This window comes from Chryseobacterium sp. GVT01B (genome assembly GCF_019970045.1).
Classification (GTDB): Bacteria; Bacteroidota; Bacteroidia; order Flavobacteriales; family Weeksellaceae; genus Chryseobacterium.
The window spans coordinates 457553-482106 of sequence record NZ_JAHXYI010000006.1; the positions used below are offsets into that span (position 1 = coordinate 457553).

Genomic DNA, 24554 nt, shown 5'->3' on the forward strand with positions numbered 1-24554 from the left:
TTTTATTTAGGTTCCCTTACTTTAAGACAATTTCGAACACGAAACAACTAAGGTAGAAACACAACAACACAATTGACCATTAGAGATTTCTAATGGTTTTGTTTTTTTCCATAATAATATAACAAACTAAATATTACAGATTCTCATAGGTTTGGTTCAATAAAAAAGAAACTGCACTTTTAATTTTATCCCGTCCTTTAGAGGTGTCTACATCTATTCCACAGAAAATACTGCCATTCATCGCAGCATACATATTCAGATAATAAAGTCCGGAAACCAGGATAGCCATTATCGCACGTACATCTTCAGCATGATCTTTGAAATGAGAATCCATCAGGAGTTTAAAAATATATTCTCCGTTTTCTTCCTGAGTATCGGTAAGTTTTCTTAGTGATTTTCTTGATTCTGAGATGCGCCATAGAAGTAATTTTTGCGCTTCTTTGCTTTTGTAGACATAGTCAAATTGCGACAGAAGCATTTCTTCCATGAAAGACTGTCCGCCGTCATCCAGTTTGGGTTTTATCTTGTCTACTTCATCAATAGTTACTTTACTCCAGTAGTCCTGAGACCGGATATATTCATCTATAAGCCCGTCTATCCCTCCAAAATAATTATAGATCATCTTTTTATCTACCTCGGCTGTAGCAGCAATGTCAGTCACTTTCAAAGCAGTATGTCCTTTTGTTCTCAGTATTTTTCCTACTGCTTCCAAAAATTTTTTTTTACTGCGTTCCTTGTTCCGGATACTTCCCGCTGCTGACTTTCTTTCCATGGTAAACTTTTCAATCCTACAAGTTTATGAATTTTTTTTCATTTTAGACACTTTTTAGTGTCTAAATATGTATATTTGCATCAACTAATAACCATTTTATATAAACGAACGATCAAAGTTGTGAGATTGAGTGAGATCAGATTGTACCGTTAATTCCCTCAGTTTAAATGTATGAACATTCCATGACTGAGGTAAAACATTACTCACAGCATCATTTTTATGGTGCTGTTTTTATTTAACAGAAATAAGTTCTTACATTTTTCAGGTATAAATACCCATTCCTTTTAATTTTTTTGATTTTATTTCTGGCTTGAAATACCTTCTATCACTGGTTTTTCTCAATTCAATTAAACATTGAAAAAAAATAATTTAATTTTTTTTTCATTTTAGACACTTTCAAGTGTCTTATTTTGTATATTTGCTTCAAACTAATAACCATTTTACATAGAAGCACTATTGAGTTGAGAAAAATTAAAAAGTTTCGAAAACAAGCAACTAAGGTAAAAACACTAAATGCAACAGTATCATTAGCTCTTTAATGATGCTGTTTTTAAATTTAAAAGTCAGATTTTGATTTTGAAGTACAGAAAATTGCATATACCGGTTTCGGTATAGAATAGTTGATATGAAGAGAGAGACTGCCCTAGGACAGTCTCTTATTTTTAAAGGTCAGAAAAGTTTGTTATCCTTTTGCTTTTTCGTCAGTAAAAAAATGATACCCATCCTTTTTCTCAATAAGTTGTAATGGATATAATGATGGATTATACTCACCGTTCAGCACTTCATTCAATGCATGTTTTTTGGATTCGCCAAACGCTATTACCAGAATATTTTCAGCGTTATTGATTACAGGTGCAGTCAAAGTAATCCTGAACATTTCCTGAGGTTTCAGATAATAGGCAGAAACCCATTTTTCTTTTTCATTTAAAACCTCTTCACCGGGAAATAAAGAAGCGGTATGACCATCGTCTCCCATTCCTAAAAGGATAAAGTCAAAAACCCCTTCATTGCCAAGAACACTTCTGATCTGCTCTTCGTAAGTCTTTGCATAATCCTCAGGAGTTTTCCCTTCAGCATACATAGGGAAAATATGGTTTTTATCAACAGGAACCTGGCTGAGAAGAGCTTCATCCGTCATTCTGAAGTTGCTTTTATCATCATGTAAAGGCACCCATCTTTCATCTACCCAGAAAAAGTAAACTTTATTCCATTCAATCTGCTCTGCATATTTCTGAGTCGCCAATAGTTTAAAAATAGCTTTGGGAGAAGATCCTCCACTCAATGCAACTACAAAACGGTCATTTTTCTGAATAGATTTTTTTGAAAGGTCAACAAATGCATCTGCTGCCTCTTTGTACAGTTTTTCCAGATCGTCAAATACTGTAATATTCATTTTTTGTCTGTTTAAATTTTATATTGTTTATACCCAGCTGTGTCCTTGTCTTTCCACCAAAGCATTAACATCTTCGGGTCCCCAGCTTCCTGCTTTATAATTCGGGAATGATAAATCTTTATTATTCTCCCAGGCTTCCTGTATTGTTGTAACCACATCCCAGGCTTCTTCCACCTGATCGGAACGCATAAATAAGGTAAGGTCTCCTAAAAGAGCATCCTGCAGTAAGGTTTCATAAGCTTCCGGAGTATCATCCTGGCAGGCAAAATTATCAAAAATCATTTCTGCAGGCTTCAAATCCAAGGTCAGTCCCGGTTTTTTCGTCATAAACTGTAATCTGATATCCATCATCGGCTGAATATTAATAATCAACCTGTTAGCTGATAAAAGATGCGGACTGTCTGAGAATGTGGAATGAGGAAGCGGTTTAAACTGAATGGTAATATAAGAATGCTTTTCTTTCATTTTCTTTCCTGTACGAACGTAGAAAGGAACATCCTGCCATCTTTCGTTGTCCAGATAAAACTTTATCGCTGCAAAAGTTTCCGTATTGGAATCTCCAGCAATACCGCTCTCCTGGCGATAGCCTTTCACATCTACCCCGTTTATTGTGCTTTTTCCGTATTGCCCTCTTACCGCATAATGATCAACCTGATCTGGAGAAATTCTGCGAATTGATTTCAGAACGTCAACTTTGCGGTCTCTTATTTCACCTGATTTCAAGGAAGCCGGCGGTTCCATAGCCACCATACACAGAATCTGCAACAAATGGTTCTGAATCATATCCCTCAAAGCTCCTGTCTGCTCATAAAAAGCACCTCTTGTTTCTACTCCTACTTCTTCCGCTACGGTAATCTGTACTGATTCTATATATTTATGATCCCATAAAGGTTCAAAAATAGAATTTCCGAATCTGAATGCCAATATATTTTGTACCGTTTCCTTGCCCAGATAATGATCAATACGATAGATCTGTTCTTCTTCAAATGTTTTTGCCAGAAGACTATTCAGTTCAATCGCCGACTGTTTATTGTGGCCAAAAGGCTTTTCAATAATAATACGGTCTTTTTTCGGATCGGAAGCTAAAGCTGTCGTTTTGATATGATTGGAAATGGTAGAAATGAAATTAGGTCCTATTGAAAGATAAAATAACCTGTTGGCTCTCATTCCGTAAACAGCATCAAAATCCTGCAATTTCTGCTGCAGATTCTGATAAGAACTTTCTTCATCCAATTGATGCTGGAAGTAAGTAATATGAGCCTGAAAACCTGCCCAGTCTTCGGAAGTCACTTTTTTTCTGGAAAAACTTTCCAGATTTTCTTTGATATAATTTCTAAAAAGTTCATCGGTATTTTCGGCTCTTCCCAATGCCACAATATTGAAGCCTTTGGGCATTCTGCCGTCGATGTATAAGTTATAAAATGCCGGAAAAAGTTTTCTTTTTGCCAGATCTCCTGTAGCACCAAAAATAACGATTGTTGTTGGCTGCAAGATTCTATTTTGATTCATTTTTCCGAGTTTTAGTTGTTTGCAGTTTGCCAAGAAGTATGAAATACTCCTTCTCTGTCGGTACGCTGATAAGTATGAGCTCCGAAATAATCACGTTGAGCCTGGATCAGATTCACAGGAAGAGATTCTGTTGTGTAGGCATCAAAATATCCCAAAGCTGTCTGGATTCCCAAACTTGAAATGCCGTTTGCAGCAGCATATCCGGCTGTTTTTCTCAGGGCTTTGATTTTCGATTTTACCAATTCAGAAATGTCGTGATCAAGCAGAATATTAGAAAGATCAGGGTTTTGAGTATAGGCAGAATAGAATTTTTCCAGCAATACAGAGCGAATGATACATCCTCCTCTCCAGATTTTCACAACATCTTTCAATGGAATTTCAAAACCGTATTCCGCGGATGCCTTTACCAGTAAAGACAAACCTTGTGCATAGCTGATTAATGTTGAAAGAAAAAGAGCATCACCCACTTCCCTGATAAACAATTCTGTATTTTCAGGCTTTATGATTTCTTTTTCAGTATATATTTTAGAAGCCTGAACTCTCTCCTCTTTATAAGCAGATAAAATTCTTGAAGTTACCGCAATATCAATGGTAGGAATAGAAACACCAATTTCCATGGCTTGCTCAGAAGTCCATTTTCCGGTTCCTTTTGCGCCAGCTTTATCTAAAATCTGATCAACAAGATAATTTTCTGTGAATGAATCTTTCTGAGTAAAAATATCTCTGGTAATTTCAATAAGGAATGAATTCATTTCTCCATTATTCCAATCTCTGAAAACTTCATATAGCTGTTCATTATTCAGTCCGGCGCCTCTTTTAAGCAGATCATAAGCTTCACTGATAAGCTGCATAATGGCATATTCAATACCGTTGTGTACCATTTTCACGTAGTTCCCGGCAGATCCTTTCCCCATATATGCTGTACACGCTTCGTTGTCTACTTTTGCAGCAATAGCTTCAAGCATTGGCTTAAGAAGTTTGAAAGCTTCCAGGTCGCCTCCAGGCATTATACTCGGACCTCTTCTGGCTCCTTTTTCTCCTCCTGAAACTCCCATTCCCATAAAGTGCAGTTTTTTTGATGCCAGATCAGCAACACGTCGGTTGGTATCTTCAAAATAAGAGTTCCCTGCATCTATTACGATATCACCTTCATTCAAAAGCGGGGTAATGTTTTCCAGCACTGCATCTACAGGTTTTCCTGCAGGAACCATAAGAATAATTTTTCTTGGAACTTCTAATGCTGATACAAAATCTTCTAAAGAGCCTGTACCTTTTACATTCATTTCTGAAGTGGCACCGTTCTCTAATTCTTTTACTTTCTCCTGATCAAGGTCAAATCCTGCGATTGAAAATCCGTTGTCAGCAATATTGTAAAGAAGATTCCGTCCCATTACTCCAAGGCCAACTATTCCATAACTATATCTTTCCATTATATTGGTATTAATATGAATTTTTAATTACAGAGAATAAAATTACGTAAATGCTTATAAGGAAAAAAATAAAGGAAGAAAAAAATTCATAAGACTTCTGTTTTCCCTTCATTTATAAGCCACTAATATTCACATTTTCACATGGTTTTCTTTTTATAGAATAAAATTCAATCATTATTATGGTAATGATCTATTAAAACAGTCTGTTTTTTGGTATAATTAAACTTATATTTGCCAAAATTTATAAAGTAATGAACTATAAACTTGAACTCAACACTCAGGAGCCTAATTCTAAAATCGTTTTTAATACCATCAAATTTGATTCGTTCAAGATTAATATAGTTGAAAGATATATCGGGTCAATGAAGGCTCGTCCTACATTATGTGAAGTTTTATTTAAAGTAAGAACTTTGGATGATGTAATTATCAACAGAAGAGATGGTAATATAAGAGTAAAGATTAAAGGTGATGATTTTGAAACATATCAGAAATTATCCAGAGACCTGAATTCTTATGAGTACAAAAACAAATTGATCAACAGAAAAGAGGTAGAAGAAAATTATGTTCATTTCATCCTGAGTTTAGTGATCACAAATTACCAGCTTAATTAAGCTGTTCTGAGGATTGTCTCTCTATGTTTGTGGAGAGACAATTTTCAAAAAAATATACTGCATAAGAAGCAGAGAGATTTATTATTCCTAAAACTGTAAAACTACCCGGAAAAAGATTATTTGTTTTTCAGCACTTTTGACCTGAAATACATTTAGGAAAATTAAGGTTTAAATCAAATTATTCGTAATTACGTAGGAGATTGCTTCGATAATATTTTTCACGCCAATTCTTTCGAATAATTTACTTCTGTGAAATTTTATGGTGCTGGGTGATACAAACAATTGTTCTGCAATTTCTTCTATTTTTAATCCTTGAAGATAAAGTCTTATAATTTCAATTTCCCTTGTTTTTAAGGTGATTTTACATTCTTCTGTCCATTTTCCTGTAAAGAGATTATATTTCCAATACGTTTCTGAGATATTGGATATGATCCGGATATTTCCTGCAGTCCGATTAAGGGAATAGGATACTACACAGGCTATTTTAGAAATTTCGCCATCATTATTAAGTTCTATAGGCGTAATTCTTTGATTGACAAGCACATCTATACTATTTTCATTTTTAAGATGGAAATCATAAGTAATGGTGTGTACCTTTTTCTCTTCAGGTGAAAGACATTCAAAGAATTTAAGGCCAGTAGTTCTCACTCTTCGTAGTATTTCAAGATCTTCTTTCTTGGCATATTTCCGAAAAAAATTATAACCCATTTTTTCAACCTCAGCAGCCCGAAAGCCTGAGAAAAGAAGTGGATTCCCTGAAATAAATTCTAGTTTTCTGGTATTAAGATCTTCAATATAAACAGAACCCATACTGGTTCCCAATACTGCTTTGAGCACATTAAAATATTCGTTTGTACTCTCTTTTTCAAAAATTGTTGCACCAGACGTGTTCCCGGGATACAATAAATTTATTTTATCACTCATATTCTTGACATAATAATAAGGGTGAAAAACTATTTTTCTATTGATTACTTTTGCAAACATATTCATAATTAATTTAAATAAAAAAAACATCAAAAATTAATTATAATTAAATGTAAGTTTGCAAAACATTTATTTTAACAACAAAAAACACATAAAATTAACTAATTTTAATAAATATTTAATATTTAAAAAGAAACTTTTATGTATTATGCATGTAAAGAAACAGGATTAAGTTTAAAAAATCAAAAAAAAATTTTTATTATTAAAAAAAAAATTGAATATTCTCTTTACTAAAGCACTTCAACAAAAGTTTATTTCAAATTAATTCATTAAACTTTGATTTAAAAACTATACAAAAGTATAGCCATTTTATATTTTAATTAAATTATTTTTACCCTAAACATAAAATAGAGATTAATCTAAGAAATATATAAGAATGAAGAAATCTAGACCTATTAAAAACTACTTAACTAATGGGCTTATAAGCGGATGTTTTATATCAAACCAACACTAATTTACCTTTGAAGACATTCCATCAATTTTATATCCTGTTATTTCTCTGTTAATCTATTGATTACTTTTTTGATAGAAAATAACACATTGAAACATATAATTCATAAAAAATTAATAAAGTAATCATAATCATTTTTTAAAAAAGAATTCGTAATTTTTAGATTCAAAATTCAGCAATGCATGAAAAGTTTTATATTTAGTTTATTGTTCCTGATATTGAGCTTACCTCTTTTGGCTCAAAGAGACACAGATCATTGGTTTGCACCTTATTATGCCTCTGTAAATTATACACAGGCACTATATCTTTCTACCGATTCTGTAACTCCTTTTGTTGTTACAATTAACAGTAATAACGTCCCGATTGGTAATGTAACCATCAGCAAAGGGGCTCCTCAGATTTTTGTGGTACCGGCTGAAATTATAGCTGCTAATGTTAAATCAGATGCCTTTACCACTATCAATAAAGGTTTATATGTACAAGGAACCAAGCCATTCTACTGTTCATTAAGAATGGTAAGTAATACTACACACGCTGAAATTCTAACAAGTAAGGGAAAAGCCGGGATCGGTAAAGAGTTTTATGTAGCCGGAACTCCTAGTACCGCATCATCATCTTTATATAACTTCACTGCAGGTATATTGGCAACAGAAAATAATACAGTTATCACTACTACATGGAACTCAAATGTCACATTTTTTGGAGGAATACCAGCAACCCACTCGCAAACAATTACTCTTAACAAAGGACAATCTTTTATTTTTGCAGGAGGTCCGGGAGTGGGAGGTCAAAATATATCGGCTTTTATTGGAGCTAAAATTGTTTCCGATAAACCGATTACACTTACCAACGGAAATGTCAATGGAAATTTTGGAAGTAATACTAGTATGGGATCAGATGCGATTCTTGATCAGGCCGTACCTACGGATAGACTGGGAAGCACTTTTGCTATGGTAAGAACCAGATCTACCAATGCCGATCTGGAAGGTGGCATCATTGTAGGAACAGAGAACAATACCCAAATATTCATAAATGGTTCCAACACTCCTATTGCGACCATCAACAGTGGGGAATTTTACAGAGTTTCAGGAAGCAACTATGTTCAGCAGGGAAATTCCGGGCACTTTAATATGTTTATTACGACTTCAAAAAATGTCTATTTATATCAGCTGGTTTCTGTGAATAACAGCAGTGCAACCTGTGGTTTCAATTATATCCCGCCATTGAACTGTTTTTTACCTCGAAAAATTGAAGAAATCGGGAAAATAAATGAAATGCCAACAGGGCCAGGAGTAACAAGTACTGTCCCAACCGGAGCTGTTGTAAAGCTGAATATTTTAACGGAAACCGGAGCTAATGTAACGGTAAACGGAAATACTCCCACCACTGCAGAAGGACCTTTCGCATTGACAGGAAATAGCGGCTGGGTAACATATGCTATACCATCTATCACAGGAAATGTAACGGTGGTTTCTGACAAAGCTGTAACAGCTGGTATTAACGGTGGTTACAGTACATCCGGATACGGAGGTTATTTTGCCGGTTTCTCTTCTATCCCGCTGATTTCAAAAAAAACAGGAGATTGTATTCCGGGTATTGTACTGGAAGTAAATGACAGCTACGACACTTACCAATGGTTCCTGAACGGAAACCCTATTCCCGGAGCCAATACCAACACTCATGCTCCGTTGGTTTCAGGAAATTATACAGTGAAAATTTCAGTAAGTACATGTACACCGGCAACTACCCCGGTTTATAAAGTATATACATGCCTTGTGGAATCTGCAAAAGCGATTACTGTTTGTGAAGGACAACAGGCTATCGTACCAGAATTTACCAATTCTACCCAAACTTATGTTCCAAGTACGGTGACTATCATTACTCCTCCGGCAAACGGTACAGCTACCATTGATGCAGCAGGAGTTATTAACTATGTTCCCAACTTCGGTTATTTGGGTACTGATACTATTGTTTATAAGTTTTGTGGAAACGACCCGGATTTTACAGATTGTGAGCAGGTAACTGTAACATTAACGGTTTCTGAAAGCCCAATCGTCAAAGATGCAGCCTTAAGATCATGTTTCCAGCCATCTGATCCGGTGCTTGGAGTATTTAATTTAACAACAGCTGGAGTTAATATACAACCGGGAACAATTAAGAAGTATTATCCGTCTCCTACTGATGCGCATAACGGGACAAATGAAATTCTGAATCCAGCCAATTACATTGCTCCTAACGGTGTGGTTTACATCAAGGTAAGCAATACCGACGGATGTTACAAAATTGCAGAAGTAACCCTTACTGTTATTCCTCCTACCTACTCAGAAGTATTAAAGGATAAAATTATCTGTATGGAAAATACGACAACATTAGATGCAGGACCAGGCTATACATCTTATGAATGGAGTACGGGAGCAACAACACAATCCATCAAGAATGTAGGGGTTGGAGCCTATTGGGTAGATCTGAAAACCAGAGAATGCACCACCAGACAAACAGTGAAAGTATACGCTTCTGAAAATCCTGTTATTTCAGATATTGCTATTAACAATAATACGGTTACTTTAAACGTAATTGCAGGAACAGCACCTTATCAGTATTCGATGGACAATATCAACTGGCAGGATGAAAATATATTTACCAATATATCTCGTGGAAGCCATACTTTCTATGTAAGGGATTCATACAAATGTGTTCCTCTACAGGTAGAAATTACGGTTCCTAATCTGATCAATGTTATCACTCCTAACGGTGACGGAATCAACGACGTCCTTGATTATTCTGCTTTGGCAAATAAAAATAATTTCACCTTCAGCATCTATGACAGATATGGAAGTAAGCTTCATGTAGGAAATAAATTAAACGGATTTAAATGGGACGGAGCCACGGATGGTAAAAAGGTACCTACCGGAACCTACTGGTTTGATATGGGCTGGAATGAGAATAATACAAAACAAACTCCAATAAAATACACGGGATGGGTTGTAGTAAAAAACAGGAATTAGTTCCAACCTTGCACAGTAAATCATTGGACATTTAAACCTCTATTTTTATTATGAAAAAGTTATTATATATATTCTTAATCATCACTTCAGGCTTACTTTGGGGCCAGAAAAACAGCAACGTTCAATTTGCGGTTTACAATGATGCCATAGGAACTGCCAAGATGTTTGATCTTTATAAAAACAGTATTGAAAAAGTAAACGTTTATAAAACCAAGGCCAGCCTGCCTTCTCATTTAAAGAAATTCGATTACCTTGCTGACAACGGCTTAATAGAGATCAAGTTTAAAAAAAATGAAGGCTATCCTGACAGTTTATCATTGGAAATGCTTAATGAGCAGAGCAATCTTCCTAAAGACAGCCCCGTGTTTATTGAAGGATATCAGTTTAATGACACCTCTATCAGGGTCTACAGTGAAATGATCATCAACATTGAACTTGCAGATTTTAATGGACAAAAGTGCATCCATATTTCCACCATAAAAAATTAATGACTGGCATCAACAGAGTGTTAATTTAAAAACAAGAGGCTATTTCCTAAGTGAAACAGTCTCTTTTATTTTTAATATCTGTTATTCTTTATTTCAACAATCTGGAAAACCAGACATAAATATCTGTATCACCAGGAATATTCAGTTTTTTTCTGATATTATATTTTTTGGTTTGTACGGTCCTCACTGAAGTAAATGTATATTCTGCGATTTCTTTTTGTAGAGAAATTCAGGTATAAGTAAGCGCAAAATCGTATTTCTGTTATTTTTAAATCTGAAACAGTAAGGAGTTCATCAGAAAAACGGGGGCAATATTCATTGAAACGGATCAGGAACCCAGGGTTATTTTCTTTAGCAAGCTGTATTACTTCTTTAAAAATACACTCCTGTACCGGCAACTTGTGTGGCATATCTATTTTATCCAGGTTTTTACTTTTATATTTTTTGTAATAGTGTAAGAACAGGGATATAAAAAGAACAGATATTACTCCGCTGGCAAATAAAATAAACAAAAGGCCTTGTGTCAGTTTTTTTTCATTTCTTTCCTCTGCCTCATCTTTTTTATCAATAATATCTTTTAAAACCTGATTTTGTTTTTCTTTTGCCGTTTGAATATCCAGTAACTGATTTACATAGTATGCTGTACTGTCTTTTTCCTTCATTTCTTCATATAAACTCTTCAGTTCTTTGGCTACAGACTTTTGATGAAATTCATCCTTAAAATGATGTCCCGCAATTTTTTTGCAGATCCACAGGTAATGCCGGGCACTTTTGAAATCTTTAACAGCTCTATAATATTTTGCTGCATTGAACAGATTAAAGTATACTAAACTCTTATTATCCTTTTTTTTTAGATCATCGAGGGATTCCTTAATATAACCTTTTGCCAGATCAAGCCTGCCCATATCAATGTATATTGCAGCGAGATAAGAGGTTGTCATAAAACTCCAACTCAGCTGTGCTTTGTGTATTTTATATCTGTGATTTCTATTTTCTCTGTATATTTTTGAATATTTATAAGCGATTTTTATTTTCTCCAGTGCTTTTTCCTTCTGGTTCATTTCATTATAAAACCCTGCGTACTGCCAATTGATCAGGTAAGTGTAATACGCATTCTTTTGCTTTATTGTCTCTTCATAGATTTCATCCAGAAGACCAAAGGCTGTCACCCTTTCTCCCAGGTTATAATAAAGCATAGACTTAATCATATGCTGATATAAAACGATTTCAAAGTCTGATTCTTCATTAATTAAGCCCTCTTTATCCACTTTATCAATATAATAAAATGCTTTTTTTACATCATTATTTTTATTGTAAATGTTGGCTATTTTAAGGCAGCCCAATGCTGCACCATCATGATAAGAATACTTCCGGCAAATGGTAACAATACTGTCAATTTCATGTATTTCTTTTAAACCTGCAGTGCAAAACTCAATATCAAAAAGAATGCTTTTTAGTTCTTCTTCCGTTTGCTGTGAATAAAAAAATGAGGAAATTAAAAAAAACAAGAAGGTCAGCTTTTGTATCATGGTGTATTCATAATCTGAAATACAATATTAATACTATCCCTCTACCGTACCACTCAAACCACCTACGTATCACATACACAACATCATAAAAATATAATTAAACACCATTTAAATTACAGATTTAGCAATTATTTTTGCCCCGAAAATTATTCTATGCTTTTACAATAAGATAGAAAATTGATCAAAATTTAAAATGCTATTAATTACTATGAAAAATTTATTACCCTATATATTTTTATTGGCCACCATATTGGTAAGAATACAAAATGACAACTGCTCAGGAGCAAAATCCCTTACTGTAGGAGCAAACTTAGCTTTTGCAGCTATTACAACCAACAAGTGAAGTCGGTTTGGGTTCCGGATGTTTCAGGAAAATCTGTTAAAACCATTGAAAAACCTACATCTCAGATGTATTTGAATGAATTTAAAATCAGGACTGTATTTCATTACTTTAAAAATGACGGACGGGACTTTAAAAACAATAAAAACGATCAAAAAATAACACCTATTATTCAGAATCAAAAATAGTTTTTAATAATTAGGAAATCGTGTACCTGCAGGTTGCGTGTTATTTCCCTGGAGGTACTTTTTTTAAATTTTAAAATTCAAAACAATTTATACTTTTTCACATTGACGGCAAAGGTTATTTCATTAATGGAATAGCCTTTGTTTTTATATATATCTTCAGCCCTTATTTCAATAATTTGGAAAACCACACATAGATGTCCATATCACTGGGAATATTCAGTTTTTTTCTTAGATTATACTTTTTGGTCTGTACCGTTCTCACTGAGGTAAATGTATAATCTGAAATCTCTTTGGTAGAAAAATTCAGATAGATGTAAGCACAGAATCTTATTTCCGATATTTTTAAAGGAGAAACTTTTAACAGCTCTTCTGAAAAACGGGGATAATATTCATTGAAACGGGTCAAAAACTCAGGATTGTTTTCTTTGGCAAGCTGTATCAATTCTTTAAAAATACTCTCCTGAACGGGTGACTGATGAGGAACATCAATCTTGTCCAAATTCTTGCTTTTGTGCTTTCTGTAGTAATACAGGAAAAGAAAAATAAAAAGAATACAAATGGTAACACTGACGGATAAGATGAAAAAGAGGCTTTTTGTTTCTTTTTTTCTTTTAGTGGCTTCCAATTCGTTCTGTTTATCTACAGTATCATTTAAAGTCCGGTATTGTTCACTGCTTGAAGACTCTATATCCAGCAGCCAGTTAGAATAATAGCCAATACTGTCTTTTTGTCCCACACTCTGGTATAAAGCTTTAAGTTCACCTGCTACAGCTATTTGATAATTTTCACTTTTATAGTAATTTTTAGCAATATTTTTAGAGATCCATAAATAATGCTGAGCTTGTGAGACATTTTTAATGGCTTTAAAATATCTTCCGGCATAGAAAGCAGTAATATATTTTATCCCAATATCATCTATCTTTTTTTCATTCTGAATCGCTTCATCAATATAGATTTTTGCTGAATCCAATTTATTGAGATCTGTATATATACCGCCAAGATAAGCTGAGGTTTTATAACTGTTACTCAATCTGTTTTTATCTATCCGGTAAAGGTTACCTTTATTCTCTCTGTAAATTTTAGAATATTTATAAGCTGTTTTATTATACTTTAATGCCAGATCCTTCTTATTGACTTCATCATATTTACTGGCATACTGCCGGTTAATTAAGTAAATAAAATAGGCATTATTGGTTTTCATTGCATCATCATAAATCTCATCCAGTTCTTTAAAAGAAGAAACTCTTTCCCCTAATTTCTGGTATAAGAAAGATTTCTGTAGATGAAGGTAAAATATAACTTCAAAGTCAGTGCTGGAATTGATCAGGTTTTCTTTCTCTACTTTATTGATATAATAGAAAGATTTTTTTGTATCATTAAGTTTATCATAGATATTGGCAATCTTAAGATATCCTAATGCGGCACAATTATTATAGGACTCTTTTTTACATACCTTAATAAGACTGTCAATTTTTTCTATTTCTTTGGGTCCGGCGCTGGAATAATCTATATCAAAAAGAACATTCTTCAGTTCTTCCTCAGTACGCTGTGAGTACAAAAAGGAAGAAATCAAAAAGAGCAAAAAAATCAGTCTTTTTACCATAATCCCACTAAAATCTAAATACAATATTAATACTACATCAATGCAGCTCTGCCGAAAAACACATACGTATCATATACTCTATGTAACAAAACCGCAAACATACATCGTTTGAATTACAAAATTAGCAATTACTTTTGAATACTCGAATTTTATATTCAACATTCAAATACCATTGTTAAATACCTAATTTTTTAAAATGAGAAAAACTCTATTATCATTATTTTTGATATCAGGCTTCTGTCTTTCCAATGCCCAAAAGTGGGAACCGGCTTCACAGAAAGTATCTGAAATCCGAAGAGAGGTAAAAATCCAGTATGCTTACAAAACTGATATTACTACTTTAATTCAGTTATTAAAAAACGCAGAGGAAACAGGTGCTAATGCAAAAGCAGTAACAATTCAATTACCAACGGCAGAAGGAACTGTAGAAAAGTTTGCAGTATACAGCAATCCGGTAATGGAAAAATCATTGGCTGAAAAATATGGATTAGGCTCTTATGTAGGTGTCGGGATTGATGATCCTTCCAAATATGTAAGATTCAGCACATCCCCTACAGAAATACAGTCTATGATCATCAAGGACGGTAAATTCCAGTTTATAGAACCCGTTACAGCTGATAAAAAGACTTATGGTGTATTTTATAAAACGCAGAGAACAGATTCTGAAAAAGGATTTACCTGCATGGAAGGTAAAAAAGAACAGGATTTTCACACTTTAAGAAAAGCAGGAAAAAACAAACTTGCAGGAATTAATATTACAGGAAGACCTGCTGCATCCATGTACAGAACTTACAGACTTGCTTTGTCTGCAACAGGTGAATATACAGCACTTTTTGGAGGTGTTGCAGGAGCACTCGCCCAGATGAATAATACTATGACCCGTGTAAACGGTGTTTTTGAAAAAGAATTTGCCATTCACCTGAATATACAGAATTTACCCAATATTATCTATGCCAATCCCGCTAATGATCCTTATACAGATGATTTAAATGGTCAACTGCAACAAACTTTAACCGCTCAGGTAGGTAATGCCAATTATGATATCGGGCATGTATTTAATGCAGCTGGAGGAAACGGAAATGCTGGATGTATTGGCTGTATATGTACCGATCCAACAGTTGCAGAGCCACTAGGTAAAGGTTCAGCCTTTACTCAAAACCAGAATCCTGTGGGAGACACATTTGATATTGATTATGTAGCTCATGAAATGGGACATCAGCTTGGAGGAAACCATACCTATTCTACGGTTACAGAAAGCTCAGGCGTTAATGTGGAACCGGGAGGAGGAACAACCATTATGGCATATGCCGGGATTACAGCCAATAATGTTCAGATGAACAGTGATGCTTATTTTCATTATTCATCAATCAATCAAATCCTTACCAACCTTGAAGCTAAAGTTGGGTGCGGAGTAGCTCAAAATATCGCCAACAATAATGCACCAGCTATTACTCCGCTTATCTCCTATAACATTCCTAAAGGGACAGCGTATTACCTGGATGCTAATGCAGTAGATGCCAATGGAGATCAGATAACTTATAACTGGGAACAGTATGACAGCGTGGGATCTACAAGTTCAATCTCAGGAGACAGCGGCTGGGGCTTTAATCCCGAAGGATCTCTTACCCGTTCTTATCCTGCTGTTGCTTCCGGAAGAAGATATTTTCCAGGCCTTCCTATTGTTATGAGTGGGAAACTGACTAATAAAGACACGTGGGAAACGGTTTCCTATATTCCAAGAGTCTTACATTATGCTGTATCTGTACGTGATAACAATCCGAACAGACCGCTGACTATTTCTGCTGAAAATACAGTAACTGTTGGAAATGACGGACCTTTCAAGTTTAAAGGGTTAACAGCTTCTTCTACTCTGTATAACAATGCGACCAATACTATTTCCTGGGATGTTGCCAATACAAACCAGGCTCCATACAACACAGCCAATGTAAAAATTGAATATACAACCGATTTAACTAATGGATCAGCATGGACAGAACTGGTAGCTTCAACTCCTAATGACGGTAGTTTTGAAATACAGATGCCCGCGACGCTGCAGGGAAATATTAAGCTGAGAATTTCAGCTGTAGGTAATATATTTTATGCTGTCTCCCCTACAGTGACTGTAGGAAATGCTCCGGCTTCTTTAAACAATCCACCAACAGGTCTTACTGCCTTTGAGAATGATATATTAAAAACCTCAGCAACCGTTTCCTGGAACCATGTACCCGGGGCAACCTATTCTGTAAACTACAGAAAAGTAGGAACAGCAAACTGGTCTAATGCTGCCAGCCCGGTTAGTTCTATACTATTAAGTAATCTTGAAGATGAAACTTCTTATGAAGTTCGTGTTGCATCTGTGATCAATAATGTTCCCGGAGGGTTTTCACCTGTCTATAATTTTAAAACAAAAGGATTACGCACCGGATATGATTACTGTCTGATGACTACAGGAGGTAACACTACCAATATGGAGTATTTCAGCGGTATATTAAGGGTAACTTTGGCCAATGTAGATTTAGCAGGTAACGGAACCACCGTTCAGCATGCTTATAAAGATTATTCTGAAGACCCAGCGAAACTGATCCAGCTTACCCAGGGTGCTCAGTATAATCTGAACTATATCGTTTATGCCAATCGTGCGGGAGGGGCATTCCAGGATTGGGTGCAGGTATGGATTGATTACAACAGAAACGGAGTGTTTGAAGCTTCAGAGAGAATAGGTATTAATGGAGCCATTCCTAATGCCAATGGAAGACATCAGGGCAGCTTTGCATTTGCAGTTCCGGCTGATGCCTATAATGGTGACAAAACATTAAGAATGAGAGTAGCCAGCGGATTTTTCAATGCTTCTGCTGATGCATGTACAAGTCCTTCTGTAGATGATAATGGTAATCTTTTCTCTCGTGGTTCAGTATGGGATTTCTCTGTAAAGATCAGCGCTGCTCTTGGGGTCAAAGAATCAGCGCAGTCCTCATCTGATATTGAAATTTATCCTAATCCTGCAGATACATTTGTAGAGGTGAAAAACCTGAAAGGTAAAGCTGATTACAAAATCTACAGTGCAGAAGGAAGACTTGTTCAGGGAGGAAAACTGGAGAGTCAGAGAATCAATGTTGCTTCACTGATCAAAGGAATGTATGTCATCACCATAAAGGATGATAAGACGACTTATAATACAAAACTAATCAAGAAATAGTTGTAATAATTAGTGTACCGTGTACCTGCGGAAGATTATTACTGCCTGCAGGTACTTTTTTCATCAATTATTAAATACAATCAACAAGTAATTCATGATTATATAAAAAAGATAAAACGATATCATAAAACACAATTTTTAATCATTTTTTAGTAGTGTATCTGCAGTATAAGTGATTTACTGCAGGTACCTTTTACAGGAATTACCGTTCAAAAAAAGATAATATATATCAATCTATATTTAAAAAAAACATTTTTAATTCGTCGTTTGTATTGCGTACCTGCAAGATAAGTGGTTTTCTGCAGGTACCTTTTTCTAAATTACATTTCAAAAAAAATAATATATGATAAAAAAACTACTCTTTTTAATATGTATCGGATTTTCAATGTTATCATTCGCCCAATCCGATGAGGTTCTGTTTATAGGAAACAGTATCACGTACTTTAATGACATGCCTGAAATATTTAAAAATATAGCAGCTTCAAAAGGAAAAAATGTTTCCATAACAACACATACTCCGGGAGGAACCGGTTTTGTAAATCACGTTGATGATGCATCATTGTATCAGAAAATAAGATCTAAAAATTACAAATATGTTATCCTGCAGCCCGGAAGTGCTGAATCCCCAGGTTATTCCTTTCCTGTGGCTATTACCGCTGAACGTGGCCGCAAGATCAGGGATTCTATCCGAAAATACAGTCCGTGTTCTAAAATATTTCTCTATGAAATTCCCTATGGCGTCCCTTCTGCCAATGAATACAACACTTATTTTACTATTCAGCAAAAAATAAAGGATTCCATTACTAAGATGTCTAATCTAATGCAGGTGGAAATGGTTCCTGCCGGTGAATCTGCAAGGAATTATTACAATACTACTCAGGATCTTGCTCTTCACGGATCATACAATGATATTCATCCGGGACCGAAAGGAAGTTATCTTGTGGCAGCTTCTGTATATTCAGCAATTTTCCAGGATCATGTCTTTCCATCTACTTTTTATAACGGATTACCACAGAACACTGCCGAAAATTTTCAGCATATTGCGGATCAGGTTTTTTTCAATAATTCTGCACAATGGAACAGCAACGCATTCCATCTTCATGCAGATTTTACAGCAGTAATCAATGGAACAACGGTAAACTTCACCAATCATTCTGCCAATCAGACTTCAGTATTATGGAATTTTGGAGACGGTACTACAGACCCTTCCCTGAATCCTGTTCATCAGTATACTTTTCCGGGAAATTATACGGTTACCCTTACTGTCAATAAAAATTCCTGCTTAGAAACCTTTACGAAAATAATCAGTATTGCTTCGCTCGGAACGATGAATTCTAACATAAAGCCCGAGCTTACATTTTATCCCAATCCTGTTACAGATTTTTGTTATATCAGCAGTAAAGAAAAAATGAAAGACGTTATTATTTATGATATGGCGCAAAGAAAAATTGCCGATTGGAAAAGCCTTCATGTTCATGATATGAAAATAGATTTTTCAACATATAGTAAAGGAGCTTACGTAATCAGTATTCTTTATGAAAATAAGCAGAAAGAAAGCATTAAGATTATCATTAAATAACTAAAAAAGAGCAGAAACACCAAAAGTTTCTGCTTTTTAATGCAAAGTCAGGGAAGATTATTTCCTTTTCAATTCCTGCAAAATCTTCACAGCATTATCGTTTTGTGGATTTAACTGAACTGACTTTTCATAATTTTCAATAGCCAGCCTATTGTTACCGCTTTTCATATAAGCTTCTCCTAAACTATCATATGCATTAGCAGACTTGGGATTTTCCTTCACATTTTCTGTGAAAATTTCTATTGCATGCTGAAAATCCCCATTATTTAACCTTTGGTATCCTGAATCATTGATAAAATCTTCATCAGGAACAATAGTATATCCAAATTCCCTGGAAAGAAAATCATAATGTGTTTTAATATCAGAAAATGATCGTATTGCAGAGGAATCTCTTGGATTAATAAACCATTTTGAATAGATAAACCTAAGCCCGTCATACATACTTTGGTATCCAACTGAAAAATGATCTTCATTCATGTAGGTTTTAAAATCCCATTTTAAAGACTTTGGCGCATATTTTTTAAGCTGTTCATGCAAAGTATTTAAAGGTTCTCTCCCATCAGGCTCATCGCCTATAGAAAGCTGCAGATAGCTGACCTTGTTAGTGTTATTGTTATTTTTATTCAATGCATCAGGAAACTGTTTTAGTATTTCTGAATTTCCATCGTATATTGCAGGACTGATAATGATATATGACTGAAAAAGTTCAGGGTCTTCTTTTTTACAGTAAAGCGCAAACAAACCTCCCAGTGAGTGACCTTCCAGAATATAATAGGGAGCAACCCGAAAATTATTCTTTATAAACGGAATAGCTTCCGTTTTCAGAAAGTTCAGAAATTTTTTTGCGCCTCCGGTAGTACTCAGGCTATTGTCGACTTTGCCATGAAATGTAACTGAATGTATAGGAGTAAAATCTCTTACCCGATCCGTATTTACAATTCCTACCACAATTGATTTAGGAATTCTGTAACGGTCAGAAAGAAATTTTTCCAGTTCGCTTACGTAAGCAAAATTCAGGTCCGGATCCAACAGATAAATCACTGGATATATCCGATCACTTTCAGTATAATCAGACGGAAGATTAATCCATAATGTCCTGTTTTCATCTAGTATTTCAGAGTGAATAATCTTTTTCAATTGTGTTCTTACAGGAAGATTCTCCTGTGCACTTAACAATTGAATCTGAATCAGACCGCATATTGTTAAAAGAAAAACTCTACTTATTATAAACACTTTCAAGTTCATGGTTCCTGGATTTACTCAATTACAATATCATATTGATTAACAATATAATAAAACTAATATACGGCAAATTACTTACAAATAAGCAGTGATATTTTTTTCTAACATTAAATAAAAAGAGAACTCAAATTGAGCTCTCTTTTTACTATATCATTACTACCACTAGGGTATCACAATATTATTGAATGATAAAGACTATTCTGCAACAACTTCTTCTGCATACACAACACCTTCATAACAAGCATTGTATATAGCTTTCAGTTCTTCCAAAACCGGAACCCTCGGATTGAAACCTGTACAAGGGTCTGCCAAAGCGTTGGCTGCAATATAGTCAAGGTTTTTATCCCAATCTTCTCTTGAAATTCCGAAATCTTTGATCGCTGACTGATTGTTGACTTCGGAACGTAATGTTTCAATAGCCTGAGCCAGTTCTTCGGTAGTTTCTTTCCCGATTACTCTTGCCAGATCAGGATAACGTTCTGTAGCCAGCGCATTATAACGGATCACATTCGGAAGAAAAATAGCGTTTGAAGCTCCATGAGGAATTCCATACAAGGCTCCTACCTGATGAGACAAAGAGTGTACAATTCCCAACCATGCATTGTTGAAGGCTAAACCAGCCATAAATGATGCATCATGCATATTCTGACGAGCCTGAATATTCCCCGGATTTTCTACTGCTTCTTTTAAATTATCAAAAACAATCTCTAAACCACCTTTAGACAAGGCATCAGCAATATTATTATCAATATTTGAAACATAAGCTTCCACACAGTGTGTTAAAGCATCAAGTCCTGTATTGGACGTCACATGAGCTGGCATTGAAGCACAGATTTCTCCATCAATAATCGCGATATCCGGTGTCAATTCGTAAGAAACAACAGGATATTTCACTCCTTTTTCTCTATCGGTAATTACCGCAAGACCAGTAGTTTCAGTTCCAGTTCCACTTGTAGAAGGAATAGCGATAAATTTAGCTTTATTTCTCAGAACCGGTACTGTGAAGGGTTTAATCAAAGCATCAAATTCCACCTCAGGATATTCGTAAAATACCCACATGATTTTTGCAGCATCAATTGCTGAACATCCTCCTAAACCGATAATCCAGTCAGGTTGAAATGTATTCATGACCTCTGCACCTTTCAGACATGTTGCTGATGATGGATCTTCTTCTACCCCTTCAAAAATCCGTGTTTCGATTCCTGCTTCATTAAGGTACGCTACCGCTTTGTCAAGAGTTCCGCTTTTTCTCATGGAACTTCCACCTGTTACAATAACGGCTTTTTTTCCCAGAATATTTTTTAATTCGTCAAGACTTCCCGCACCATGGAAGACTTCGCCTGCAATAAATAATTTGCTCATTTTCTTATCTGATTTTAATAAGACAAAATTAGACAAGCCCTCACAAGCCCTGTTATACAAACGGGACTATGCGTTATACATTTGCGCCAATTCCTGCTGAAGTTCGGTGGGAGTTTCTTTGAGTTTTGCTTTTACAAATTTATTAAGAGCAGAAGGAGAATTAAAACCAAGATCGAAAGCAATTTCTTTATGGGAAAGATCGGAAAACATCAGCTGTCGTTTAATTTCCGTTAAAATGCGGTTGTGTATTGCCTGAATGGCGGTCTCTCCGCAATGTTTTTTAGTAATAGAGTTTAACTTTTTAGTCGTAATAGCCAATTCTTCTGCATAATACTGAACGGTTCTGTATTGTTTGTAATGCTCATTCAACAGCTTTTTAAACTTTACATAGACAGGCTGGTCCGTTGTTTTTTCATGTAAAACAGGATGTAAACCGTGAATGGACTCAATAAGCCCAAGAAGAATAATTTTGATATAAAACCTTGCCTGTTCTTTCTTTATTAGGGTTGGCTGTTCATAAATTTCTTGAATGATTGAAATGTTGTGTATGCTTTGTTCAAAATCCTCACGGGAAAGTATTGTGCAGTTGAGCTGTGTAGAAAGATTGACATTATAAGTACTCAGCTCATTCTTCAGAATATCCGAACAAAACAGGATTTCCTCAAACAGAATAATTTTCCCGATCAGATCTTCACTTGACTGCGCAACACAGTGTACCTGCTCCGGAAATATCACAGAGATTTTTCCTGCTTTTATCCAATGAACCTTATCTTCAATATAAATCTGAAGTTTTCCCTGTTCTACAATAAAAATGCAAAAGTGATCCTTTTTATGGGGTTTTGTATAGTGATCCAAATGATCGTTATTCAAATCAAAAACCCGGAAAGACAGATTTTTATCTTCCTGCTTCTGAATATTTTTTTTGATCTCCAGTTTCTTCATAATTCCTTTTACCAAGGCAAATTTATGATTAAAAAAAGGATATAAACCATTATCAGCAATGATAAATAACGAGTGCAACAATTTTTGAAGTATCATAAGACCTTACATCAAAAAACAGTTTTTCCATTTTGAAATCGTATTCCGGCTCAATTTAATATTCTTAAGTGAAATTTTATTTTGCTGGCGAGTTTATGAAAACATTTAAAATTTTGATTTACAGTATTTTAAAAACAGATAGTAAAAAAAAGTTAAAAAGATTTTGTTTTTATGACCAATCGGTCATATATTTGCATCATTATTTAAACTCATCATGGCAAAAGGGGAAGAAACCAGACAGTTCATTATAGAAAAAGCAGCACCTATTTTTAATACAAAAGGGATTGCAGCTACTTCTATGAGTGATATTATGGAAGCGACCAGGTTGTCTAAAGGCAGTATGTATGTTCATTTTGAAAATAAGGACGTTCTTGCCTGCGCTGCCGTTGAGCATAATATGAAACTATTAACTGACGGACTTCAAAGAGTTTTGAGTGGCCATAAAACTGCTGAAGAACAATTATTAGCTTATATTGATTTTTTTAGTGATCCCAATCATCCCCCGGTTGTTGGAGGCTGTCCTCTATTAAATTTTGGAATGGAAGCTGATGACACCAATCCTATAGTCAAAGAAAAGGTAAACCGTGCGATTAAACAGGGACAGAAATTACTTACCGGTATTATCGAGAAGGGAATTGCCAATAAAGAATTCAGAGCAGACTGGAGCCCGTCGGATTTTGCAACCGTTCTTTTTGCCATGCTTGAAGGAGGTCACTTAATGTCGAGAATGTCTGGTAACAATGACAGAATGGAGGTTATCGGAAACAGCCTGAAAAAAATGATTGAGGAAAACAGAGTGTAATTTTTTTTATCAAAAATATGACCGATCGGTCATATAAATTTAATATAAAACTTTATAAAAAGTATAATCATAACAATTAATTAAAAAACAAAACAATGTCAAAAACAGTTTTAATTACAGGAGCATCAAAAGGTTTCGGAAAAGCATGGGCAGAAGCATTTTTAGCAAAAGGATATAACGTGGCAGCAACAGCCAGAAACGTTGAAACACTTAATGATTTAAAAGAAAAGTATGGCGATTCTGTATTGCCTTTAACCTTAGATGTAGACAAGCGGGAAGAATCTTTGGCTGTAGCTCAGAAAGTACAACAGCACTTTGGAAGCATTGATATCCTGATCAATAATGCAGGATATGCATTAACGGGAGCTATTGAAGAAACGAATGAGCAGGAAGCCAGAGCACAATTTGAAACGAATTTCTTTGGAACTCTGTGGCTAACACAGGCAGTACTTCCTATCATGAGAGATCAGAAAAGTGGTCATATTATTCAGGTCTCTTCTATTCTGGGATTAGCCACTTTACCAACGATGGGACTATACAATGCGTCTAAATTTGCATTAGAAGGGTTAAGTGAAACGTTAGCTACGGAAGTGAAAGAATTCGGAATTCATGTTACTTTGGTAGAACCTAATGGCTATGCTTCCAATATCTGGCATACAGGAATTAATACTCAAAGCAATCCTGTTTATGATGGTCTTAAAAAAGCTTTTTCTGAAGCTGAAACCTCTTTCGGAAGTGTAGAAGCTACAGCACCGGCACTTATCAAATTAGCGGAAACTGAAAATCCTCCATTGCGTTTATTACTTGGAAAAGTAGCTCTTCCTTTTGTAAAACAGAATTATGAACAACGACTAAAAGTGTGGGAAGAATGGAATGAGGTATCCGTAGAAGCTCACGGATAATTTTCACAACAATACTATCATAAAATAAGCTCCGTCTTTATAAGAACGGAGCTTATTTTTTATCCTTTTTTGGATTGAAAACCCCAGTTAATTTACTCAGATTTACTGTTCCATATCTCATTTTCCTGTT

Annotated in this window: 20 protein-coding genes; 9 read left to right on the forward strand and 11 right to left on the reverse strand. The window is 35.0% G+C overall.

Annotated features, from left to right (window positions below; genetic code table 11):
* Positions 1-133 precede the first annotated feature (133 nt).
* The 4 genes from LC457_RS16985 to gndA all read right to left on the reverse strand — a co-directional run bounded on the left by LC457_RS16985 (position 134) and on the right by gndA (position 5104).
* The gene (locus LC457_RS16985; RefSeq protein ID WP_223600946.1) at positions 134-772 is read right to left on the reverse strand and encodes a TetR/AcrR family transcriptional regulator; all 639 of its coding nucleotides are present in this window, start codon (positions 770-772) and stop codon (positions 134-136) included.
* Between the two features lie 682 nt (positions 773-1454).
* The gene (pgl, locus tag LC457_RS16990) at positions 1455-2165 is read right to left on the reverse strand and encodes a 6-phosphogluconolactonase (RefSeq protein WP_223600947.1); all 711 of its coding nucleotides are present in this window, start codon (positions 2163-2165) and stop codon (positions 1455-1457) included.
* A gap of 27 nt (positions 2166-2192) precedes the next feature.
* Positions 2193-3674: a glucose-6-phosphate dehydrogenase gene (gene zwf / locus LC457_RS16995; RefSeq protein WP_223600948.1), complete on the reverse strand. Its 1482-nt coding sequence runs from the start codon at positions 3672-3674 to the stop codon at positions 2193-2195.
* 11 nt (positions 3675-3685) lie between these two features.
* Positions 3686-5104: an NADP-dependent phosphogluconate dehydrogenase gene (gndA, locus tag LC457_RS17000; RefSeq protein WP_223600949.1), complete on the reverse strand. Its 1419-nt coding sequence runs from the start codon at positions 5102-5104 to the stop codon at positions 3686-3688.
* 251 nt (positions 5105-5355) lie between these two features.
* Here gndA and LC457_RS17005 point away from each other — a divergent pair, with 251 nt between their 5' ends.
* Positions 5356-5715, forward strand: a complete 360-nt coding sequence (locus tag LC457_RS17005; RefSeq protein ID WP_047377503.1) for a hypothetical protein — start codon at positions 5356-5358, stop codon at positions 5713-5715.
* A gap of 168 nt (positions 5716-5883) precedes the next feature.
* On the opposite strand, the gene LC457_RS17010 is transcribed toward LC457_RS17005, so the two are convergent.
* Positions 5884-6639: a response regulator transcription factor gene (locus LC457_RS17010; RefSeq protein ID WP_223600950.1), complete on the reverse strand. Its 756-nt coding sequence runs from the start codon at positions 6637-6639 to the stop codon at positions 5884-5886.
* Positions 6640-7332: 693 nt separating this feature from the next.
* Between LC457_RS17010 and LC457_RS17015 the strand changes: the two genes are divergently transcribed.
* Both LC457_RS17015 and LC457_RS17020 read left to right on the forward strand, forming a co-directional pair.
* Positions 7333-10155 carry a T9SS type B sorting domain-containing protein gene (locus tag LC457_RS17015; protein WP_223600951.1) on the forward strand — a complete coding sequence of 941 codons (2823 nt, stop codon included), beginning with the start codon at positions 7333-7335 and terminating at the stop codon, positions 10153-10155.
* Positions 10156-10205: 50 nt separating this feature from the next.
* Positions 10206-10643: a hypothetical protein gene (locus tag LC457_RS17020; RefSeq protein WP_223600952.1), complete on the forward strand. Its 438-nt coding sequence runs from the start codon at positions 10206-10208 to the stop codon at positions 10641-10643.
* 88 nt (positions 10644-10731) lie between these two features.
* Here the strand turns inward: LC457_RS17020 and LC457_RS23525 are convergent, their stop codons facing one another.
* Positions 10732-10830 carry a hypothetical protein gene (locus LC457_RS23525; protein ID WP_374200557.1) on the reverse strand — a complete coding sequence of 33 codons (99 nt, stop codon included), beginning with the start codon at positions 10828-10830 and terminating at the stop codon, positions 10732-10734.
* A complete protein-coding gene (locus LC457_RS17030) occupies positions 10802-12151 on the reverse strand; it encodes a hypothetical protein (protein WP_223600953.1) in 1350 nt (449 codons plus the stop codon). Before LC457_RS17030 ends, LC457_RS23525 begins: the two co-directional genes overlap by 29 nt.
* Before the next feature lie 229 nt (positions 12152-12380).
* Between LC457_RS17030 and LC457_RS23420 the strand changes: the two genes are divergently transcribed.
* Positions 12381-12515: a hypothetical protein gene (locus tag LC457_RS23420; protein WP_262904083.1), complete on the forward strand. Its 135-nt coding sequence runs from the start codon at positions 12381-12383 to the stop codon at positions 12513-12515.
* Positions 12512-12700, forward strand: a complete 189-nt coding sequence (locus LC457_RS17035; protein ID WP_223600954.1) for a hypothetical protein — start codon at positions 12512-12514, stop codon at positions 12698-12700. Before LC457_RS23420 ends, LC457_RS17035 begins: the two co-directional genes overlap by 4 nt.
* Before the next feature lie 163 nt (positions 12701-12863).
* Here the strand turns inward: LC457_RS17035 and LC457_RS17040 are convergent, their stop codons facing one another.
* Positions 12864-14258, reverse strand: coding sequence for a LuxR C-terminal-related transcriptional regulator (locus LC457_RS17040; protein WP_223600955.1), 1395 nt, complete (start codon positions 14256-14258; stop codon positions 12864-12866).
* 241 nt (positions 14259-14499) lie between these two features.
* Between LC457_RS17040 and LC457_RS17045 the strand changes: the two genes are divergently transcribed.
* Together LC457_RS17045 and LC457_RS17050 are read left to right on the forward strand one after the other, a co-directional pair.
* Complete coding sequence (locus LC457_RS17045; RefSeq protein ID WP_223600956.1) at positions 14500-17499, forward strand: reprolysin-like metallopeptidase; 3000 nt, start codon at positions 14500-14502, stop codon at positions 17497-17499.
* A 343-nt stretch (positions 17500-17842) separates the two neighbouring features.
* On the forward strand, positions 17843-19078 hold the full coding sequence (locus tag LC457_RS17050) for a PKD domain-containing protein (protein ID WP_223600957.1): 1236 nt from the start codon (positions 17843-17845) through the stop codon (positions 19076-19078).
* 57 nt (positions 19079-19135) lie between these two features.
* Here the strand turns inward: LC457_RS17050 and LC457_RS17055 are convergent, their stop codons facing one another.
* The 3 genes from LC457_RS17055 to LC457_RS17065 all read right to left on the reverse strand — a co-directional run bounded on the left by LC457_RS17055 (position 19136) and on the right by LC457_RS17065 (position 22624).
* Positions 19136-20323 (reverse strand): alpha/beta hydrolase-fold protein, encoded by a 1188-nt coding sequence (locus LC457_RS17055; protein ID WP_223600958.1) that lies wholly within the window; start codon positions 20321-20323, stop codon positions 19136-19138.
* Between the two features lie 192 nt (positions 20324-20515).
* Positions 20516-21682 carry an iron-containing alcohol dehydrogenase gene (locus LC457_RS17060; RefSeq protein ID WP_223600959.1) on the reverse strand — a complete coding sequence of 389 codons (1167 nt, stop codon included), beginning with the start codon at positions 21680-21682 and terminating at the stop codon, positions 20516-20518.
* A 66-nt stretch (positions 21683-21748) separates the two neighbouring features.
* Positions 21749-22624 carry a helix-turn-helix transcriptional regulator gene (locus LC457_RS17065; protein WP_223600960.1) on the reverse strand — a complete coding sequence of 292 codons (876 nt, stop codon included), beginning with the start codon at positions 22622-22624 and terminating at the stop codon, positions 21749-21751.
* Positions 22625-22934: 310 nt separating this feature from the next.
* Between LC457_RS17065 and LC457_RS17070 the strand changes: the two genes are divergently transcribed.
* Entirely contained in the window at positions 22935-23522 is a 588-nt protein-coding gene (locus LC457_RS17070; protein WP_223600961.1) for a TetR/AcrR family transcriptional regulator, read from the forward strand.
* A gap of 95 nt (positions 23523-23617) precedes the next feature.
* The gene (locus LC457_RS17075) at positions 23618-24424 is read left to right on the forward strand and encodes an SDR family NAD(P)-dependent oxidoreductase (RefSeq protein ID WP_223600962.1); all 807 of its coding nucleotides are present in this window, start codon (positions 23618-23620) and stop codon (positions 24422-24424) included.
* Positions 24425-24554: the final 130 nt, after the last annotated feature.